Here is a 14844-nt window from a genome sequence, read left to right on the forward strand (position 1 = left end):
GCGGACGACGGCGCCGTATCACCAACCCTTGCGGGCCAGCAGGTAGGCTTCAGGCTTTAGATCTTGCCGACGAGGTCGAGCGAAGGCGCGAGGGTCTTCTCGCCTTCTTCCCACTTGGCCGGGCAGACTTCGCCCGGGTGCGAGGCGACGTACTGGGCGGCCTTGATCTTGCGCAGCAGCTCGGTGGCGTTACGGCCGATGCCCTCGGCGGTGATTTCCATGAACTGGATCACGCCTTGCGGGTCGACCAGGAAGGTGCCGCGGTCGGCCAGGCCAACGCCTTCGCGCATGACTTCGAAGTTGTTGGTCACCAGGCCCGACGGGTCGCCGATCATGGTGTACTGGATCTTGCCGATGGCCGGCGAGCTGTCGTGCCAGGCCTTGTGCGAGAAGTGGGTGTCGGTCGAGACCGAATAGACTTCCACGCCCATCTTCTGCAGCTCGGGATAGTTGTCGGCCAGGTCTTCCAGCTCGGTCGGGCAGACGAAGGTGAAGTCGGCGGGGTAGAAGAACACGACGGACCACTTGCCCTTCAGGTCGGCGTCGCTGACCTCGATGAACTTGCCGGCCTTGAAGGCCTGGGCGGTGAAGGGTTTGATGGTGGTGTTGATCAAGGCCATGGAGTGCTCCCGTAAATGGTGGAGCCTATGTACCCGGGGTCAAACGATAGGTCCAATCGATTAAATCATTCCGGTGGATAGGCTGGCTCTATGCGAATGGAGCCAATAGGCCTATATCGGATCCATGCTCCCCACCCTGCGCCAGCTGCAATATCTCAAGCTCCTCTCCGAACACGGCTCGTTCAGCCGCGCCGCCGAGAGCGCCCATGTCACCCAGCCGACCCTGTCGGCCGGCATCCAGGAACTGGAAAAGATCTTGGGCGCGGCGGTGGTCGACCGGGCGCGCTCGGGCGTGATCCTCACCGCCGCCGGCCAGGAGGCCGTGCGCCGGGCCCAGGACATCCTGACCCGCACCGAGGACTTGGTGCAGGCGGCGCGGGGCGCGGGCCTGCCGCTGGCGGGCCGCTTCCGGCTGGGTGTGATCCCGACCGTGGCTCCCTATCTGCTGCCGCGCGCCCTGCCCCTGCTGCGCGACCGCTTTCCCAAGCTGCGGCTGTTCCTGCGCGAGGACCTGACCCAGCGCCTGATCGCCAGCCTCAAGGCCGGCGCCCTGGACGCGGCCCTGATCGCCCTGCCCTATGACATGTCCGGCCTGGACTGGGCCCATGTCGAGGACGACGAACTGCTGGCCGCCGCGCCCGCCAACCACCCGATGACCGCCTCGGTCCGGGTCGATCCCGACAGCCTGGCCGGCGATGACCTGATCCTGCTGGAAGACGGCCACTGCCTGCGCGACCACGCCCTGGCCGCCTGTGGGCTGGAGGCCCCCAAGGGTTTTGGCGACGAGGAGAGCTTCGCCGCCACCTCGCTGCCGACCCTGGTGCAGATGATCGGCTCGGGCCTGGGCATCTCGTTCCTGCCGGCCATGGCGGTGCAGGCGGGCCTGACCGACAACGCCGCCGTCACCGTGCGACCGCTGGACCACGCCCATTCCAGCCGCGAGATCGTGGTGGCCTGGCGGGCGGGCTCCACTCGCGCGGCCGAGGGTCGCCTGCTGGCCGAAACGCTGCAGGCTGTCTGAGCGATCGAAAGCGAAATAATCAGATATATCTAAATAGGCTCTTGTCTTTCGACCAATCCGATATATCTATCGTTTCGATATAACGAAACAGGATCGAAACGACATGTTTGGACGACACCATCATCACGGCGGCCGCGATGGCCGCCACCACAGCCGCCACCCCTTCGGCTTTCACGGCCATGACCATCACGGACGCGGTCCGGGTCGAGGCGGCCGCATGGGCCGGTTCTTCGACCACGGCGACCTGCGCTTCGTGGTCCTCAAGCTGATCGCCCAGCAGCCCAGCCACGGCTATGAGCTGATCAAGGCCATCGAAACCGCGGCCGGCGGCGCCTATACCCCCAGTCCGGGCGTGGTCTATCCGACCCTGACCCTGCTGGAAGAGCTGGGCTACATCACCGTCACCGAAGCCGGCGGCGGCAAGAAGCTGCACACCATCACCCCCGAGGGCGAAGCCTTCCTCGAAGCCAACGCCCAGCCGGTGAAGAGCCTGTTCGAGCGCATGGCCGAGGCCGCCGCCCGCAGCGCCGCCTTCTCGCCGCAGATCCTGCGGGCCCGGGAAAACCTCAAGACCGCCCTGCGCCTGAGGCTCACGGCCGGCCAGTTGTCGGCCGAGCAGGTCGAGCAGATCGCCAAGGCCCTGGACGACGCGGCCGGCGTCATCGAGCGCGTCTGATGGAGACCCTGATGCAGAGCCATGCCCGCCTGACCACCGACAAGGCCGCCCGCTACATGACCCAGCTGGCCAAGCACTGGAGCCACAAGTTCGCGGTCACCTTCGACGAGACCAGCGCCCGCATTCCCCTGCCGATCGGGGACTGCCGGATGCTGGCCGACGCGACGGGTCTCGACATCACGGTCGAGACCGCCGGCCTCGAAGGCCTGGCCCGGCTGGAGGACGTGGTCGCCGAGCACCTGCTGCGCTTCGCGTTCCGTGAAGGCGTGGAGAAGCTGGCCTGGACCCGCGCCTGGGAAGCCGGGCGGATCGATCCGCCGGCGATGCGGGTGGGGTTGGGGCAGGGTTGAAGGGTTTGTGAACGCCCCGGCGTCCTCTTCCGCTCTCCCCGGCGAAAGCCGGGGTCCAGATCGAACCCAGAGCGGTTGTCGGTTTGGCTAGGTCGGAAGGCGCGTCATCCCCAGACGCTCAGGCTGAATCTGGGCCCCGGCTTTCGCCGGGGAGAGCGGATTCAAAAATCAGCAATCGAACTCAGTGCAGCCCGCGCAGCAGGTCCAGCCGGCGCATCGCCTTGCCGGGCAGTTCCGACATTCGGCCCAGCGGCAGGGACTCGGCCATGTGGCGCACGCCATAGGCGGCCTGGCGCACGAAGGTGGCGGGGGAGGGTGAGCCCAGGAAGCCGAACACCACGGTCTGGCGGGCGTTGGACAGCTCGCGCTTGAAGCGGTAGTCGCCAGCCCCCAGGTCGAGGCGGTCGTAGGGCGTGCCGTCCATGCTTCTCAGGATGTCCTGAAACAGCATCAGGCCCGGCGAATAGCGCTCGAACTGCGGATTGTGGGCGATCAGCCAGCCATGGATGGTGTGGGCGCCGCGCAGGTGCAGGTGCACGGCGGCCAGTTTGCCGCCCAGATGCAGGGTGTAGAGCCCGCCGCCGAACGCCGTGTCGCGGGTCGTGAACAGGGCCTCCACCAGGCTGGTCACCCAGGGCGTCCGGAAATAGTCGGTCTGGCCGGTGGCGATCAGCTGGCCGCGCTTCCAGGCGATCAACTGGTCGTAATCGGCGCGCGAGTCCGACATCGCGGTGAAGACGGCCGGGCCGACCTCGCGCTCGGCCTTGCGGCGCTTCTTGTCGATATCCTTGAGCACGCCCGAACCGGCGGCCCTGCGCCCGGCCTCATAGCCGGCGTAACCGTCCGGCGCCTCGACGATCCAGGAGTCGGTCTGGCCGCGGCCGTGACGGGCCAGGGTCTCGTCGTCGGCCTGCATGTGGCAGAAGTCCAGGCGGTGGACGCGCAGGGCGGTCAGCAGCTGGCGCGGATCCACTGCGACACCCGGCGCCGAGACCAGGGCCTGATAGTCGCACATCGGGGCCCCGACCGGCATGCCGACATCGGCGCGAACCCGGGCCGGCAGGAAGCCGATCGCCTGGCCGTCGTCGGCGCGCAGAATGGCGACCTTGATCTCGCCGGCCTTCTTGCCGGTCGCCTCGCGCGCCCGGGCCACGGCCTGGGTCCAGCGCGGCGACAGGAAGGGCGAGTCCAGGCGCGCCTGCCCCACCTGCAGGCCCGACCAGCGGTCGATGTCTGTGGGGCTCAGCTCCAGCGCGGGAACGACTTCAATCTTCAAGGACGGTAGGCTCTGGGCGACTCACGACCCGTCTGGTCGGCCGAGAGTCTGACCCAGATAGCTTTCGCTAGTGTTGACGAAACCCCGTTTTGAGTAACGGCGTTTTGCTGAATCAATCCATCAGCTTGCGCGACAGATACACATATTCCAGCGCCTGCCGGCGCGCGGTTTCGGCCAGGTTGGCGGCGCCCGCGTGCCCGCCGTCGATGTTCTCGTAATAGAGGACCGGATAGCCCAGCTCTTCCAGACGCGCCGCCGCCTTGCGGGCGTGGGCGGGGTGGACGCGGTCGTCCTTGGTCGAGGTCTCGATGAAGACTTCCGGATATTTCTGGCCGGCCTTGAGGTTCGAATAGGGGTCATACCGCTCAATCACGGCCCGCTCCGACGGTATGGCCGGGTCGCCATACTCGCCCACCCACGAGGCGCCGGCCCCGATCTGACTGTAGCGGATCATGTCGAACAGCGGCACCTGCACGACGATGGCGTTGTAGAGCTCGGGCCGCTGGGTCAGGGCCACGCCCATCAGCAGGCCGCCATTGCTGCCGCCCATGATCCCCAGCCGGCGCGGCGAGGTGATCTTGCGGTCGATCAGGTCCTGGCTGACGGCGAAGAAGTCGTCATAGACCTTTTGGCGGTTCTCCTTGAGGCCGGCCGAGTGCCAGGCGGGCCCAAACTCGCCGCCGCCGCGGATATTGGCGACCACGTATGTGCCGCCGCGCTCCAGCCACAGCTTGCCCATCACGCCCGAATAGCCCGGCGTCATCGACGCCTGGAAGCCGCCATAGGCGTAGAGCAGGGTGGGGTTGGAGCCGTCGTACTTCACGCCCTTGGGCCGCACGACGAAGTAGGGGATCTTCGTCCCGTCGGTGCTCGCAGCCTCGAACTGTTCGACCACGTGGGTCGAGGCGTCGAAGCGGGCGGGCGAGGCCTTGACCTGTTCCAGCTTCAGCGAGCCGGCGTCGGCCAGCCAGAAGGTCGAGGGGGTCAGATAGCCGGTGACGGTGACGAACAGGCGCTCGTCCTTTTCGGCGCTGGAGCCCAGGCCGATCGAGGAATTGGCCGGCAGGGCCAGGTCCTGCGACGTCCAGCCCTTGGCGCCGTGGGTCAGCACCCGGGCCGCGCCCTTGACGTTGTCCAGCAGGGCCACGACCAGCTTGGTGCGGGTGGTGGTCACGCTCTCGACCGATTGCCGGGCCGTGGGCCGCAGCACCAGCATGGCCTTGGTCGTGGTCGGGGCGGCTTTCAGGGCGGCGAGGTCGAAGCTGATCAGATCGCCGGTCCTGAAGCCCTTTTCCGGCCAGTCCTGCTCCATCAGCACAACCATCTGGCCGGCGACATAGGCCTGGATCGAGCTCTTCAGGGGCAGGTCCAGCTTCACCGGGCCGGCGTCCGTCAGCAGGTGCTTTTCGCTCTCGAAGAAGGTCACGCCGCGATAGGCGATCACCGCCTGGGTGACGCCATCGGCGTCGCGCAGCACGAAGGGGCTGACCGACACGTCGGTCTCGGCGCCGCGATAGACCTCCTGCGCCGCCGCTAGCGGCTGGCCGCGTTTCACCGTCTTCAGCACATAGGCATAGCCCGACTGGGTGACCTGGCCAGGCTCCCACTCGCGGGCGACCAGCAGGGTGTCCCGGTCCAGCCAGCTATAGTTCTGCTTGCCCTCGGGAAGTTCGAAACCGCCCGCCACGAAGCTTTTGGTCGTCGTGTCGAACTCGCGAACCGTCACGGCGTCCTTGCCGCCGTCCGACAGGGTGATCAGGCAGCGGGTCTCTTCCGGCGGCAGGCATGAGGCGCCCTTGAACACCCAATTGGCGGTCTCGGCCTTCGACAGGGCGTCGATATCGAGGATGGTCTCCCAGACCGGCTCTGCGGTGCGGTAGCTGTCCAGGGTGGTCTTGCGCCACAGGCCGCGCACATGGGTCGCGTCCTGCCAGAAGTTGCGCAGGGACCCGTCGCCGGCGAACGACACGCCCGGCACGCGATCCTTGGCGTTGAGGATCGCCAGGGCCTTGGCCTCCAGGTCGGCATAGCGGGGATCGCCCTGCAGCACCGGCAGGGTCTTGCCGTTCTGGGCTTTCGCCCAGTCCATGGCCCGCTGACCCTCGATCTCCTCCATCCACAGATAGGGATCATCCCTGCCCAGCTCGCTTAGCGGCGTGCGCGCTTCTGTCGAGGCGGCAGGCGTGGGTTCGGCGGCGTGGGAGGCGGTCATCAGGCTCGTGGACGCTAACAGGGCAAGGACAAGGCTACGCACTTAGTGATCCATCAGCTGACGTGACAGGTAGGTGTAGTGCAGCGCCCAGCGACGGGCGTTCGACTTGGGGTCCGCGCCATTGGCGTGGCCGCCGTCGGTGTTCTCGAAATAGAGGTGGTCCACCTTCAGGTCGTCCAGCCGCGCCGCGAACTTGCGGGCGTGGCCGGGATGGACGCGGTCGTCCTTGGTCGAGGTGGTGATATAGGCCAGCGGGTATTTCACGCCCGCCTTCAGGTTCTGATAGGGCGAATAGGCCTCGATGAAGGCGCGCTCGGCGGGGATGTCCGGGTCGCCATATTCGCCGATCCACGAGGCGCCGGCCGGCAGCACGGTGTAGCGGATCATGTCCAGCAGCGGGCTTTCCACCACCACCGCGTTCCACAGGTCGGGCCGCTGGGTCAGGGCCACGCCCATCAGCAGGCCGCCGTTCGACCGGCCATAGGCGCCCAGATGGCGGGGCGAGGTGATCTTCTTGCCGATCATGTCCTCGGCCACGGCGTAGTAGTCGTCAAAGGCCCTCTGGCGGTTGGCCTTGAGGGCCGCGTCATGCCAGGCGGGGCCAAACTCGCCGCCGCCGCGGATATTGGCGACCGCATAGCTGCCGCCCTTCTCCAGCCACAGCTTGCCGATCAGCGGGTCATAGACCGGCAGTTTCGACAGGTTGAAGCCGCCATAGGCGTGCAGCAGCGTGGGGTTGGAGCCGTCGTGCTTGTGGCCCTTGGGATGGATCAGGAAATAGGGAACCCTGGTCCCGTCCTTGCTGGTGGCGACCTTCTGCTCGACCTCCAGATTGCTGGCGTCGAACTGGGCGGGCAGGGATTTGACCGTCGCGGAGGCGCCGGTGGCGGCGTCGGCCAGCTTCAGCTGGGTCGGGGTGGTGAAACCCTCTACGCTGTAGAAGATCTGGTCGCCCTCGTCCGAATGCGAGCCCAGCGATACCGAGCCGTTGGCGATCACTGGCAGGGTCTGGGACGTCACGCCGAACTCGCCGCGATGCTGCAGGCTGACCAGGCTGCCCCGGACATTGTCATAGACCACGGCGACGACGCGGTGGTCGGTCACGGCCACCTGATCGATCGACTGGCGCGGGCCGGGGGCCAACAGCTGGCAGGGATCGCAGTCGTTGCCGATTTCGATCTCCCCGTCGCTCGCCTTGGTCAGGAACCCTTGCGACACGGCGACGAGCGAGCCCGCGGGAAAGCTCTTCGCCATCGCGTCCGCGTCGATGGTCCAAGGCTCCTCGATCTTCAGGACCAGCTTGCCGTTGATCAGCCCGCGCACCCCGACCTTCTGCGGGATCGGCAGCAGGCGGGTGGTCTGGCCGTCCCATAGATAGGTCTCGTCGTGGAAGAAGTCGGTGGCGCGGGTCAGCAGCACCACCCGGTTGCCGGCCGCGTCGCGCAGAACGTTGGGGCGGGCCGAGACGTCGCTCTTCTGGCCCCGGAACACTTCGACGGCATCGGCCAGGGCCTGACCGCGCTTCAGGGTCTTGATGACCATGCCATAGCCGCTGTCGGTGGTCGTGCCCGGACCCCAGTCGCGGGTCAGGATCAGGGTGTCGGCGTCCAGCCACTCGGCGCCCTGCTTGCCCTCCGGCAGCAGGAAGCCCCCCTCAACGAAGGCCTTGGTCGTCAAATCGAACTCGCGGACTTCGACGGCGTCCTTGCCGCCGTTGGACAGGTTCACCAGGCAGCGGTCATGGGTTTTCGGGCGGCAGTCGGCGCCCTTCCAGATCCAGTTCTTGCCCTCGGCCTTGGCCAGGGCGTCAATGTCCAGCACCGTCTCCCAGACCGGCGCGGCGGTCTTGTAGGAGGCCAGGGTCGTGCGCCGCCAGATCCCGCGCACGTGGTTCGCGTCCTGCCAGAAGTTGAAGACGCTCTGGCCGATGAAGTTGGGCGCCGCGATGCGGTCCTTGGCCGACAGGATCGTCAGCGCCTCGGCCTGCAGGCCCGCATAGCGCGGATCGCCCGACAGCACCGGCAGGGTCTTGGCGTTTTCCGCGTTCACCCAGGCCAGGCTGTCGGGGCTTTCCACCGCCTCCAGCGCCAGGTGGGGATCACTCTGCTGGGCGGCCAGCGCGGCGCCGGAGGAGAGCAGGGCGAGGGCCAGGGCCCCGGCGGAACAGGTGCGAAGCAACATCATGGGCCGGGACGGTATCGGAAAAATCTCCCTGCGCCAGAGCTTCTCCGGCGAAGTCAGACCCCGTCGTCGGGAATGTTCAGCATCTTCCCACACGCCTTGCAGTGCACCGCGTCCGGATCGTGCCGGCGCAGCCCGCAGTCATGGCACTGATAGGTCACCTTGTGCGGCCGCAGGATCGACTGGATCAGGCCGATGAACAGCGACACCCCGCCCAGCATGGTGAAGATCGACAGCAGCTTGCCCCACACGCCCGGCAGGGTGATGTCGCCATAGCCGGTGGTGGTCAGGCTGGTGACGGTGAAATACAGCGCATCGACATAGCCGCTGACGCCCTCGTAGCGACCCACGAAGCTGGAATAGACAAAGCCCGTGATCACGAACACGAAGGTCAGCAGCGAGGCGGCCGCCTTGGCGATCTGCTCGACGCGGGTGTCGTCATAGCGCTGGCCCACGGTGCGCCAGAAGAACTCGCTGTGGATCAGGGTCCACAGCCGCACCACCCGCAGGAAGCCGAGATTCAGCAGCCAGGCCGGGAACAGCAGGGTGGCCAGCACGAACAGGTCCACCCAGACGATCGGCTTCTTCAGCCAGGCCTTCAGGTCGCCATGGGCGATGGCGCGGCCGGCCATGTCCAGCGCCAGGAAGGTCGCCACGGCATAGTCCAGCACATAGAAGGTCAGGCCGTGATCGCGCATGGTCGGGGCGGCGATGAAGAAGGCGATGATCAGCAGATCGACGATGATGATCGCGTAACGGAACTTCACCGCCGTGGGCGAGGCCCCGTGATAGAGCGCGCGAAGCCGGGCCCTCAGGCGGAAACCCTCGTGGTCATTGGTCTTCAAGCGTCGGCCTTCCTGGTCACACTCTGGTGGTCAAATGATCGCGGCGTGCGCCGGGCTCTGACTTGGCGACGGTTTTCCACTATATAGCCCCCACCATGAGCCGCACCTTCCTCAAGATGAACGGCCTCGGCAACGACTTCGTCGTGATCGAGACCGCCTCCCAAGCCTTCAACCCGACGGCGGAGGACATCCGCGCCATCGCCAAACGCGGTGAGGGCGGGATTGGCTGCGACCAGGTGATCGCCATCGACCCGCCGCGCGCGCAGGGCGCCGCGGCCTATGTGCGGTTCTGGAATTCCGACGGGGAGGTCACCGGCGCCTGCGGCAACGGCACGCGCTGCGTGGCCTGGCTGCTGATGCAATCGTCGGGCAAGGATAGCGTGGCTTTCGACACCGTGGCCGGGCGCCTGTCGGGCCAGATGGCCGGCGACAGGCGGGTCACGGTCGATATGGGCCAGCCGGGCCTGGACTGGACCCAGATTCCCCTGTCCGAAGAGATGAACACCGAGCGGGTCGAGCTGCAGGTCGGCCCCATCGACGCGCCGCTGGTCCACACGCCGGTCTGCGTCTCAATGGGCAATCCGCATGTGGTGTTCTTCGTCGATGCGCCTGTGACCGACGAATTCGCCACCGGGACCGGCTCGCTGGTCGAGCATCACCCGCTGTTTCCGCAGGGCGTAAACGTCGGCTTTGCCCACATCGCGGCGCGGGACCACATCAATCTGAAGGTCTGGGAACGCGGCGCGGGCCTCACCGCCGCCTGCGGCACCGGCGCCTGCGCCGCCCAGGTGGCCGCCGTGCGCCGGGGCCTGACCGACCGGATCGCCACCGTCGAATTCGAGAGCGGCAGCCTGGTCATCGAATGGCGCGAGGCCGACGGCCACGTGATCATGACCGGCCCGATCACCCTGGAATATACCGGCAAGCTGCCGGAAAAGGTCGCCGCATGAGCCTCCACCCCGCGCTCGAGGCCGGCAAGACGGCCGTCATCACCGGCGCCGCCGATGGCATCGGCTTGGCCGCCGCCAGGATCTTCCGCGAGCTGGGCCTCAACGTGGTCGTGGCCGACGTCACCGGCCGCAAGCTTAAGCAGGAAGCCGAGGCCATCGGCGCGATCGCCGTGCCCACCGACGTCGCCGACCGCGCGGCGGTCGAGGCCCTGAAGGCCGTCGCGATCGAAAAGTTCGGCGCGGTCGATGTGCTGATGAACAATGCCGGGGTCGGCGGCGGCGGCGACGCCTTCGCCGGCGACGACGCCTGGTCGCGCATTCTCGACGTCAATCTGTGGGGCGTGATCAACGGCGTGCAGGTGTTCGGCGAAGAGATGGCCCTGTCGGGTCGTCCCGGCCTGATCATCAACACCGGCAGCAAGCAGGGCATCACCCAGCCGCCGGGCGACACGGCCTACAATGTCTCCAAGGCGGCGGTGAAGGCCCTGACCGAGGGTCTGGCCCACACCCTGCGCCAGACCGAAGACTGTCAGGTCACCGCCCACCTGCTGATCCCCGGCTACACCTTCACCGGCATGACCAAGCGCGGCCCGGGCGGCAAGCCCGACGCGGCCTGGACGCCCGAACAGGTCGTGCACTTCATGCTGGCCCGCATCGAGGCCGGCGACTTCTACATCCTGTGCCCCGACAACGACGTCACCCGCGCCGTCGACGAGAAGCGCATGGCCTGGGCCATGGGCGACATCATCGAAAACCGCCCGGCCCTGTCGCGCTGGCACGACGACTGGAAGGACGCCTTCGCGGCGTTCATGGAAAAGTCGTGACGACCTACACCGTCATCTCGCGCCCGCCGACGCCCAAGCCCGCTGTTGGCGAGGAAGGCGGACCTGCGGTGGTCTCGTCCGGTCCGGACGGCGTTGACGTCGTCACCTTCGGCTGCCGGTTGAACGCCTATGAGTCCGAGGCCATCCGGGCCCGCGCCAGCGCCGACGGCCTGTCGGACGCGGTGGTGTTCAACACCTGCGCCGTGACGGGCGAGGCCGTGCGCCAGGCCCGGCAGGCGATCCGCAAGGCCCGGCGCGAGCGGCCCGACGCCCGGCTGATCGTCACCGGCTGCGCCGCCCAGATCGACCCGGCCGCCTTCGCCGCCATGCCGGAAGTCGACCTGGTGCTCGGCAATGCCGAAAAGGCCGCGCCGGGGGCCCTGCTCGACACATCCACCCGCGTGCGGGTCAATGACATCATGTCGATCAAGGAGACCGCCGGTCACCTGATCGCCGGCCTGAAGGACCGCGCCCGGGCCTATGTCGAGGTCCAGAACGGCTGCGACCACCGCTGCACCTTCTGCATCATCCCGTTCGGACGCGGCAATTCGCGCTCGGCCCCGGCCGGTGAAGTGGTCGAGCAGGTCCGCCGCCTGGCCGCCGAGGGTTATAACGAGGTCGTGCTGACCGGGGTCGACGTCACCTCCTGGGGTACCGACCTGCCGGGCCAGCCGACCCTGGGACAGCTGGTTGGCCGAATCCTGAAGCTGGTTCCTGACCTGCCCCGCCTGCGCCTGTCGTCGATCGACGCCGCCGAGATCGATCCGGACCTCTTCAAGCTGCTGGAAACCGAGCCGCGCCTGATGCCCTATCTGCATCTGAGCCTGCAGGCCGGCGACGACATGATCCTCAAGCGCATGAAGCGCCGGCACAATCGCGCCGACGCCCTGAAACTGGTGTCCGAGGTGCGCCGCGTGCGCCCCGACACCGCCTTCGGCGCCGACCTGATCGCCGGCTTCCCGACCGAGAGCGAAGAGGCGTTTGAAAACACCCTAAAGCTGGTCGAGGAGGCGGGTTTGGCCTTCCTGCACGTCTTCCCCTACAGCGCCCGCCCCGGCACGCCCGCCGCCCGCATGCCGCCGGTCAAGGGTCCGGTGATCAAGGACCGCGCCCGCCGTCTGCGCGAAGCGGGGCAGGCGGGTCTGGAACGCCACCTGCAGCGCCAGGTCGGCCGCGTGCTGTCGGGCCTGGTCGAGCGCGACGGCGTGGCCCGGGCCGAGGACTTCACCGAGATCACCTTCGCGGGCGAAGCGTCGTCAGGCCAGATCCTGGCCTTCCGCGTTACCGGCCATGACGGCGCGCGGGTGATCGCCGAGCTGGCGCCGTGAGCCTGAGCGGCGGCTGCCAGTGCGGCGCCGTCCGCTTCCGCGTCGACGGCCACCCCAATGGGCAAGGGGTGGGCCGCGCCTCGATCTGCCATTGTCGCATGTGCCAGAAGGCCTTCGCCGGCCCGTTCGGGGCGCTGGTGACAGTGGAGGTCGCGGATCTGACCTGGACGCGCGGCGCCCCGACCCATTTCCAGAGTTCGGATCAGATCAAGCGCGGCTTCTGCGCCGCCTGCGGCACGCCCCTGACCTTTGAATGGAGCGCCGACAAGTTCGACCTGGCGGTTTTCGCTTTCGACGACCCGTCAGCGGTCGAGCCGGTGGTTCAGCTGGCCGTCGAGGGTCGGCCGACCTGGATGGATCATCTGGCGCAGATGCCGGTGCGACCGCCGATGGGGCCGGGCGGTGCAGTGGCGTCGCGCCAGCACCCTGACCACGATACCTGAAGGGAGGCCACTTGTTCCCAAAGGGGGATTCGTCGTCGCGACCTTCAACCTCAGGGCAAAAGGATTCCCGCAGGCCTTCTGTAGGGTCCACGTCCCCCGTCACAGCCATGAAAAACCGGGCCGGACAAAGTCCGACCCGGTTCTGCTTCAGATCATCCGATGGACCGGCGGGCGCTTAAGCGCTTGCTCCGGGCGCCCCCGAAAGGTCGGGCGCCTTGCGGGTCTTCCACAGCGACCAGGCGACGCCGGCGGCCAGGATGGCGAAGGTGATCGACAGCGACAGGGCGGCGGGGAATTTCTCCCAGCCCAGGGCGTCGGCGATGAAGATCTTGCCGCCGATGAACACCAGCAGCACGGCCAGGGCCTGCTTGAGATAGGCGAAGCGGTGCAGCACCGCCGCCAGGGCGAAGTACAGCGCCCGCAGGCCCAGGATCGCCATGATGTTGGAGGTGTAGACGATGTAGGGATCGGTGGTGATGGCGAAGATCGCCGGCACCGAGTCGACGGCGAAGACCAGATCAGCCAGCTCGACCAGCACCAGGGCCAGAAACAGCGGGGTGGCCAGGCGGGCGGCCTTGCCGGTGCGCGAGTCGACGCCCTGAACGAAGAAGCGGTCGCCTTCCAGCGTGTCGCTGATCGGCATGACGCGACGCAGCCATTTCAGGGCGGGGTTGTTGGTCAGGTCCAGGGGCTTGTCGCCCGCAAACAGCATCTTCACGCCGGTCAGGATCAGGAAGGCGGCGAAGATATACAGCACCCAGCCGAACTGGCTGACCAGGGCCGCGCCGACGCCGATCATGATGGCCCGCAGCACGATCACGCCCAGCACGCCCCAGAACAGCACCCGGTGCTGCAGGGCCGGGGGTATGGCGAAGAAGCCGAAGATCAGGGCGATGACGAAGACGTTGTCGATGGCCAGGCTCTTCTCGATCACGAAGCCGGTCAGATATTCGACCCCGGCGGTCGCGCCCAGCTGCATCCAGACCAGGCCGCCGAAGCCCAGGCCGAGGCTGATATAGACCAGCGACATGAGCAGGCTTTCGCGCACGCCGATCTCGCGGGTCTTGCGGTGCAGGACACCCAGGTCGAAGGCGAGCAGGGCCACCACCGCCAGCATGAAGCCCGCCCACATCCAGAGCGGTTTGCCGATCACCGGCAGGGTCAGAAAGTCCATGGTCTTGTTCAGGTCCAAAAGCCCGTCGCGACCGGAGCGCCGAGGCTGGTCGGGGCGGGCGGGTTCGAAGGAAATGCGGTGGAATCACCCGGCGGCGGTCAGCCTTTCGGCCCCACAGGGCGTCCCTGTGAGGCGTCCGGGCGATCTCGGGCGGATCTGGGTCTAGACGCGAATGTCCAGCAGGCCCCGGTTCAGGGGGCGCGGGGCCGGGGCGCGCTCGACCCGGTCAGGCTCCGTGACCGGCTTGGCGGTCGGCTGGCTGGCGTGGGACGCCGCCTGCACCAGGGTCTGCTGGGCCAGTTGCAGCGAGACCCAGGTCATCGGGGGGCCATGGGCGCCGACTCTCATCGCCGACCTCCCGCTGTGATCAGGTCAAACTGGATCGGATTGAGCGCCAGCAGGGCGCAGATCCGCAGCAGGACGTCGCGCTCTTCGGCGTCGAGGCCGCCGTCGGCCGTCGCCACGGCGCAGGCGGAATTGACGATCACCCGAGCGACGTCATCACGACCGCGCAGGCGGCGAATGGCCATCTCGGCCTCGAAACGGGCGACTTCCGGATCCTGCTCGAAGCGCCGGTCCAGGGCCTCGAAGACTTCCAGGGCGTCGTCAATCCCGAACGCCGCCAGGGCGGCCAGTCCGCGCATGCGCTCCAGCATGCGGCCGCGCTCGTCGGGCGTGACCCAGCCGTCGGCCTGGGCGACCAGGGCGCAGGCGGCCACCAGGGCGTCCAGCTGGTCCAGCTGGGCCGGCGTCCAGGTCTCGGCGATGCGCGCTTGGGCGGCGTGGATGGGGTTCAAAGACATCTGTGTGCACTCCTCTGATGGGAGGGCGCGCCCGATGTCGGGCTTGCTGGGTTCTAGGGGGGGGGGACACACCCACTGGACCCGGCATCGAGCGCACCCGATGCGGTCCGACATCACGATCGCAGCCTTCAGGTGCGAGGA

The 14844-nt window shown here is 67.5% G+C and carries 15 protein-coding genes; 7 read left to right on the top strand and 8 right to left on the bottom strand.

Annotation, left to right across the window (positions count from 1 at the left end; translation table 11 throughout):
• Positions 1-56: 56 nt before the first annotated feature.
• The gene (gene ahpC, locus ACW17V_RS20030; protein ID WP_492106774.1) at positions 57-620 is read right to left on the bottom strand and encodes an alkyl hydroperoxide reductase subunit C; all 564 of its coding nucleotides are present in this window, start codon (positions 618-620) and stop codon (positions 57-59) included.
• A 124-nt stretch (positions 621-744) separates the two neighbouring features.
• On the opposite strand from ahpC, the gene ACW17V_RS20035 reads away from it, so the two are divergent.
• The 3 genes from ACW17V_RS20035 (at position 745) to ACW17V_RS20045 (ending at position 2667) form a co-directional block, all read left to right on the top strand.
• Positions 745-1641 (top strand): hydrogen peroxide-inducible genes activator, encoded by an 897-nt coding sequence (locus ACW17V_RS20035; protein WP_492106775.1) that lies wholly within the window; start codon positions 745-747, stop codon positions 1639-1641.
• 103 nt (positions 1642-1744) lie between these two features.
• Positions 1745-2317: a PadR family transcriptional regulator gene (locus tag ACW17V_RS20040; protein ID WP_492106776.1), complete on the top strand. Its 573-nt coding sequence runs from the start codon at positions 1745-1747 to the stop codon at positions 2315-2317.
• A gap of 11 nt (positions 2318-2328) precedes the next feature.
• Entirely contained in the window at positions 2329-2667 is a 339-nt protein-coding gene (locus tag ACW17V_RS20045) for a DUF2218 domain-containing protein (protein WP_492106777.1), read from the top strand.
• Between the two features lie 181 nt (positions 2668-2848).
• On the opposite strand, the gene ACW17V_RS20050 is transcribed toward ACW17V_RS20045, so the two are convergent.
• From ACW17V_RS20050 to ACW17V_RS20065, 4 genes are all read right to left on the bottom strand, one after another.
• On the bottom strand, positions 2849-3943 hold the full coding sequence (locus ACW17V_RS20050; RefSeq protein ID WP_492106778.1) for a GNAT family N-acetyltransferase: 1095 nt from the start codon (positions 3941-3943) through the stop codon (positions 2849-2851).
• 112 nt (positions 3944-4055) lie between these two features.
• Entirely contained in the window at positions 4056-6197 is a 2142-nt protein-coding gene (locus ACW17V_RS20055; RefSeq protein ID WP_492106779.1) for a prolyl oligopeptidase family serine peptidase, read from the bottom strand.
• On the bottom strand, positions 6198-8339 hold the full coding sequence (locus ACW17V_RS20060; RefSeq protein ID WP_492106780.1) for a prolyl oligopeptidase family serine peptidase: 2142 nt from the start codon (positions 8337-8339) through the stop codon (positions 6198-6200).
• Between the two features lie 53 nt (positions 8340-8392).
• Positions 8393-9181: a potassium channel family protein gene (locus ACW17V_RS20065; protein WP_492106781.1), complete on the bottom strand. Its 789-nt coding sequence runs from the start codon at positions 9179-9181 to the stop codon at positions 8393-8395.
• Between the two features lie 95 nt (positions 9182-9276).
• Between ACW17V_RS20065 and dapF the strand changes: the two genes are divergently transcribed.
• From dapF to ACW17V_RS20085, 4 genes are read left to right on the top strand one after another with little or no spacing between them, the layout of a single operon-like run.
• Positions 9277-10131, top strand: coding sequence for a diaminopimelate epimerase (dapF, locus tag ACW17V_RS20070; protein ID WP_492106782.1), 855 nt, complete (start codon positions 9277-9279; stop codon positions 10129-10131).
• Positions 10044-10955 carry an SDR family NAD(P)-dependent oxidoreductase gene (locus ACW17V_RS20075; RefSeq protein WP_492106783.1) on the top strand — a complete coding sequence of 304 codons (912 nt, stop codon included), beginning with the start codon at positions 10044-10046 and terminating at the stop codon, positions 10953-10955. The genes dapF and ACW17V_RS20075 overlap by 88 nt, the downstream gene beginning before the upstream one ends.
• A complete protein-coding gene (mtaB, locus tag ACW17V_RS20080) occupies positions 10952-12283 on the top strand; it encodes a tRNA (N(6)-L-threonylcarbamoyladenosine(37)-C(2))-methylthiotransferase MtaB (protein ID WP_492106784.1) in 1332 nt (443 codons plus the stop codon). Before ACW17V_RS20075 ends, mtaB begins: the two co-directional genes overlap by 4 nt.
• Positions 12280-12726, top strand: coding sequence for a GFA family protein (locus tag ACW17V_RS20085; protein WP_492106785.1), 447 nt, complete (start codon positions 12280-12282; stop codon positions 12724-12726). Before mtaB ends, ACW17V_RS20085 begins: the two co-directional genes overlap by 4 nt.
• 175 nt (positions 12727-12901) lie before the next feature.
• Here the strand turns inward: ACW17V_RS20085 and ACW17V_RS20090 are convergent, their stop codons facing one another.
• The 3 genes from ACW17V_RS20090 to ACW17V_RS20100 all read right to left on the bottom strand — a co-directional run bounded on the left by ACW17V_RS20090 (position 12902) and on the right by ACW17V_RS20100 (position 14703).
• Complete coding sequence (locus tag ACW17V_RS20090) at positions 12902-13912, bottom strand: TerC family protein (RefSeq protein WP_492108842.1); 1011 nt, start codon at positions 13910-13912, stop codon at positions 12902-12904.
• A gap of 150 nt (positions 13913-14062) precedes the next feature.
• On the bottom strand, positions 14063-14248 hold the full coding sequence (locus tag ACW17V_RS20095) for a hypothetical protein (RefSeq protein ID WP_492106786.1): 186 nt from the start codon (positions 14246-14248) through the stop codon (positions 14063-14065).
• A complete protein-coding gene (locus ACW17V_RS20100; protein WP_492106787.1) occupies positions 14245-14703 on the bottom strand; it encodes a tellurite resistance TerB family protein in 459 nt (152 codons plus the stop codon). Before ACW17V_RS20100 ends, ACW17V_RS20095 begins: the two co-directional genes overlap by 4 nt.
• Positions 14704-14844 lie beyond the last annotated feature (141 nt).

This window comes from Caulobacter sp. FV2ye17ST (assembly GCF_058680955.1).

Coding starts and splice junctions, on each gene's coding strand:
- ACW17V_RS20095 (WP_492106786.1), bottom strand. CDS start 14,248: ATGAGAGTCGGCGCCCATGGCCCCCCGATGACCTGGGTCTCGCTGCAA.
- ACW17V_RS20035 (WP_492106775.1), top strand. CDS start 745: ATGCTCCCCACCCTGCGCCAGCTGCAATATCTCAAGCTCCTCTCCGAA.
- ACW17V_RS20100 (WP_492106787.1), bottom strand. CDS start 14,703: ATGTCTTTGAACCCCATCCACGCCGCCCAAGCGCGCATCGCCGAGACC.
- dapF (WP_492106782.1), top strand. CDS start 9,277: ATGAGCCGCACCTTCCTCAAGATGAACGGCCTCGGCAACGACTTCGTC.
- ahpC (WP_492106774.1), bottom strand. CDS start 620: ATGGCCTTGATCAACACCACCATCAAACCCTTCACCGCCCAGGCCTTC.
- ACW17V_RS20045 (WP_492106777.1), top strand. CDS start 2,329: ATGCAGAGCCATGCCCGCCTGACCACCGACAAGGCCGCCCGCTACATG.
- ACW17V_RS20040 (WP_492106776.1), top strand. CDS start 1,745: ATGTTTGGACGACACCATCATCACGGCGGCCGCGATGGCCGCCACCAC.
- ACW17V_RS20060 (WP_492106780.1), bottom strand. CDS start 8,339: ATGATGTTGCTTCGCACCTGTTCCGCCGGGGCCCTGGCCCTCGCCCTG.
- ACW17V_RS20075 (WP_492106783.1), top strand. CDS start 10,044: ATGGCGCGAGGCCGACGGCCACGTGATCATGACCGGCCCGATCACCCT.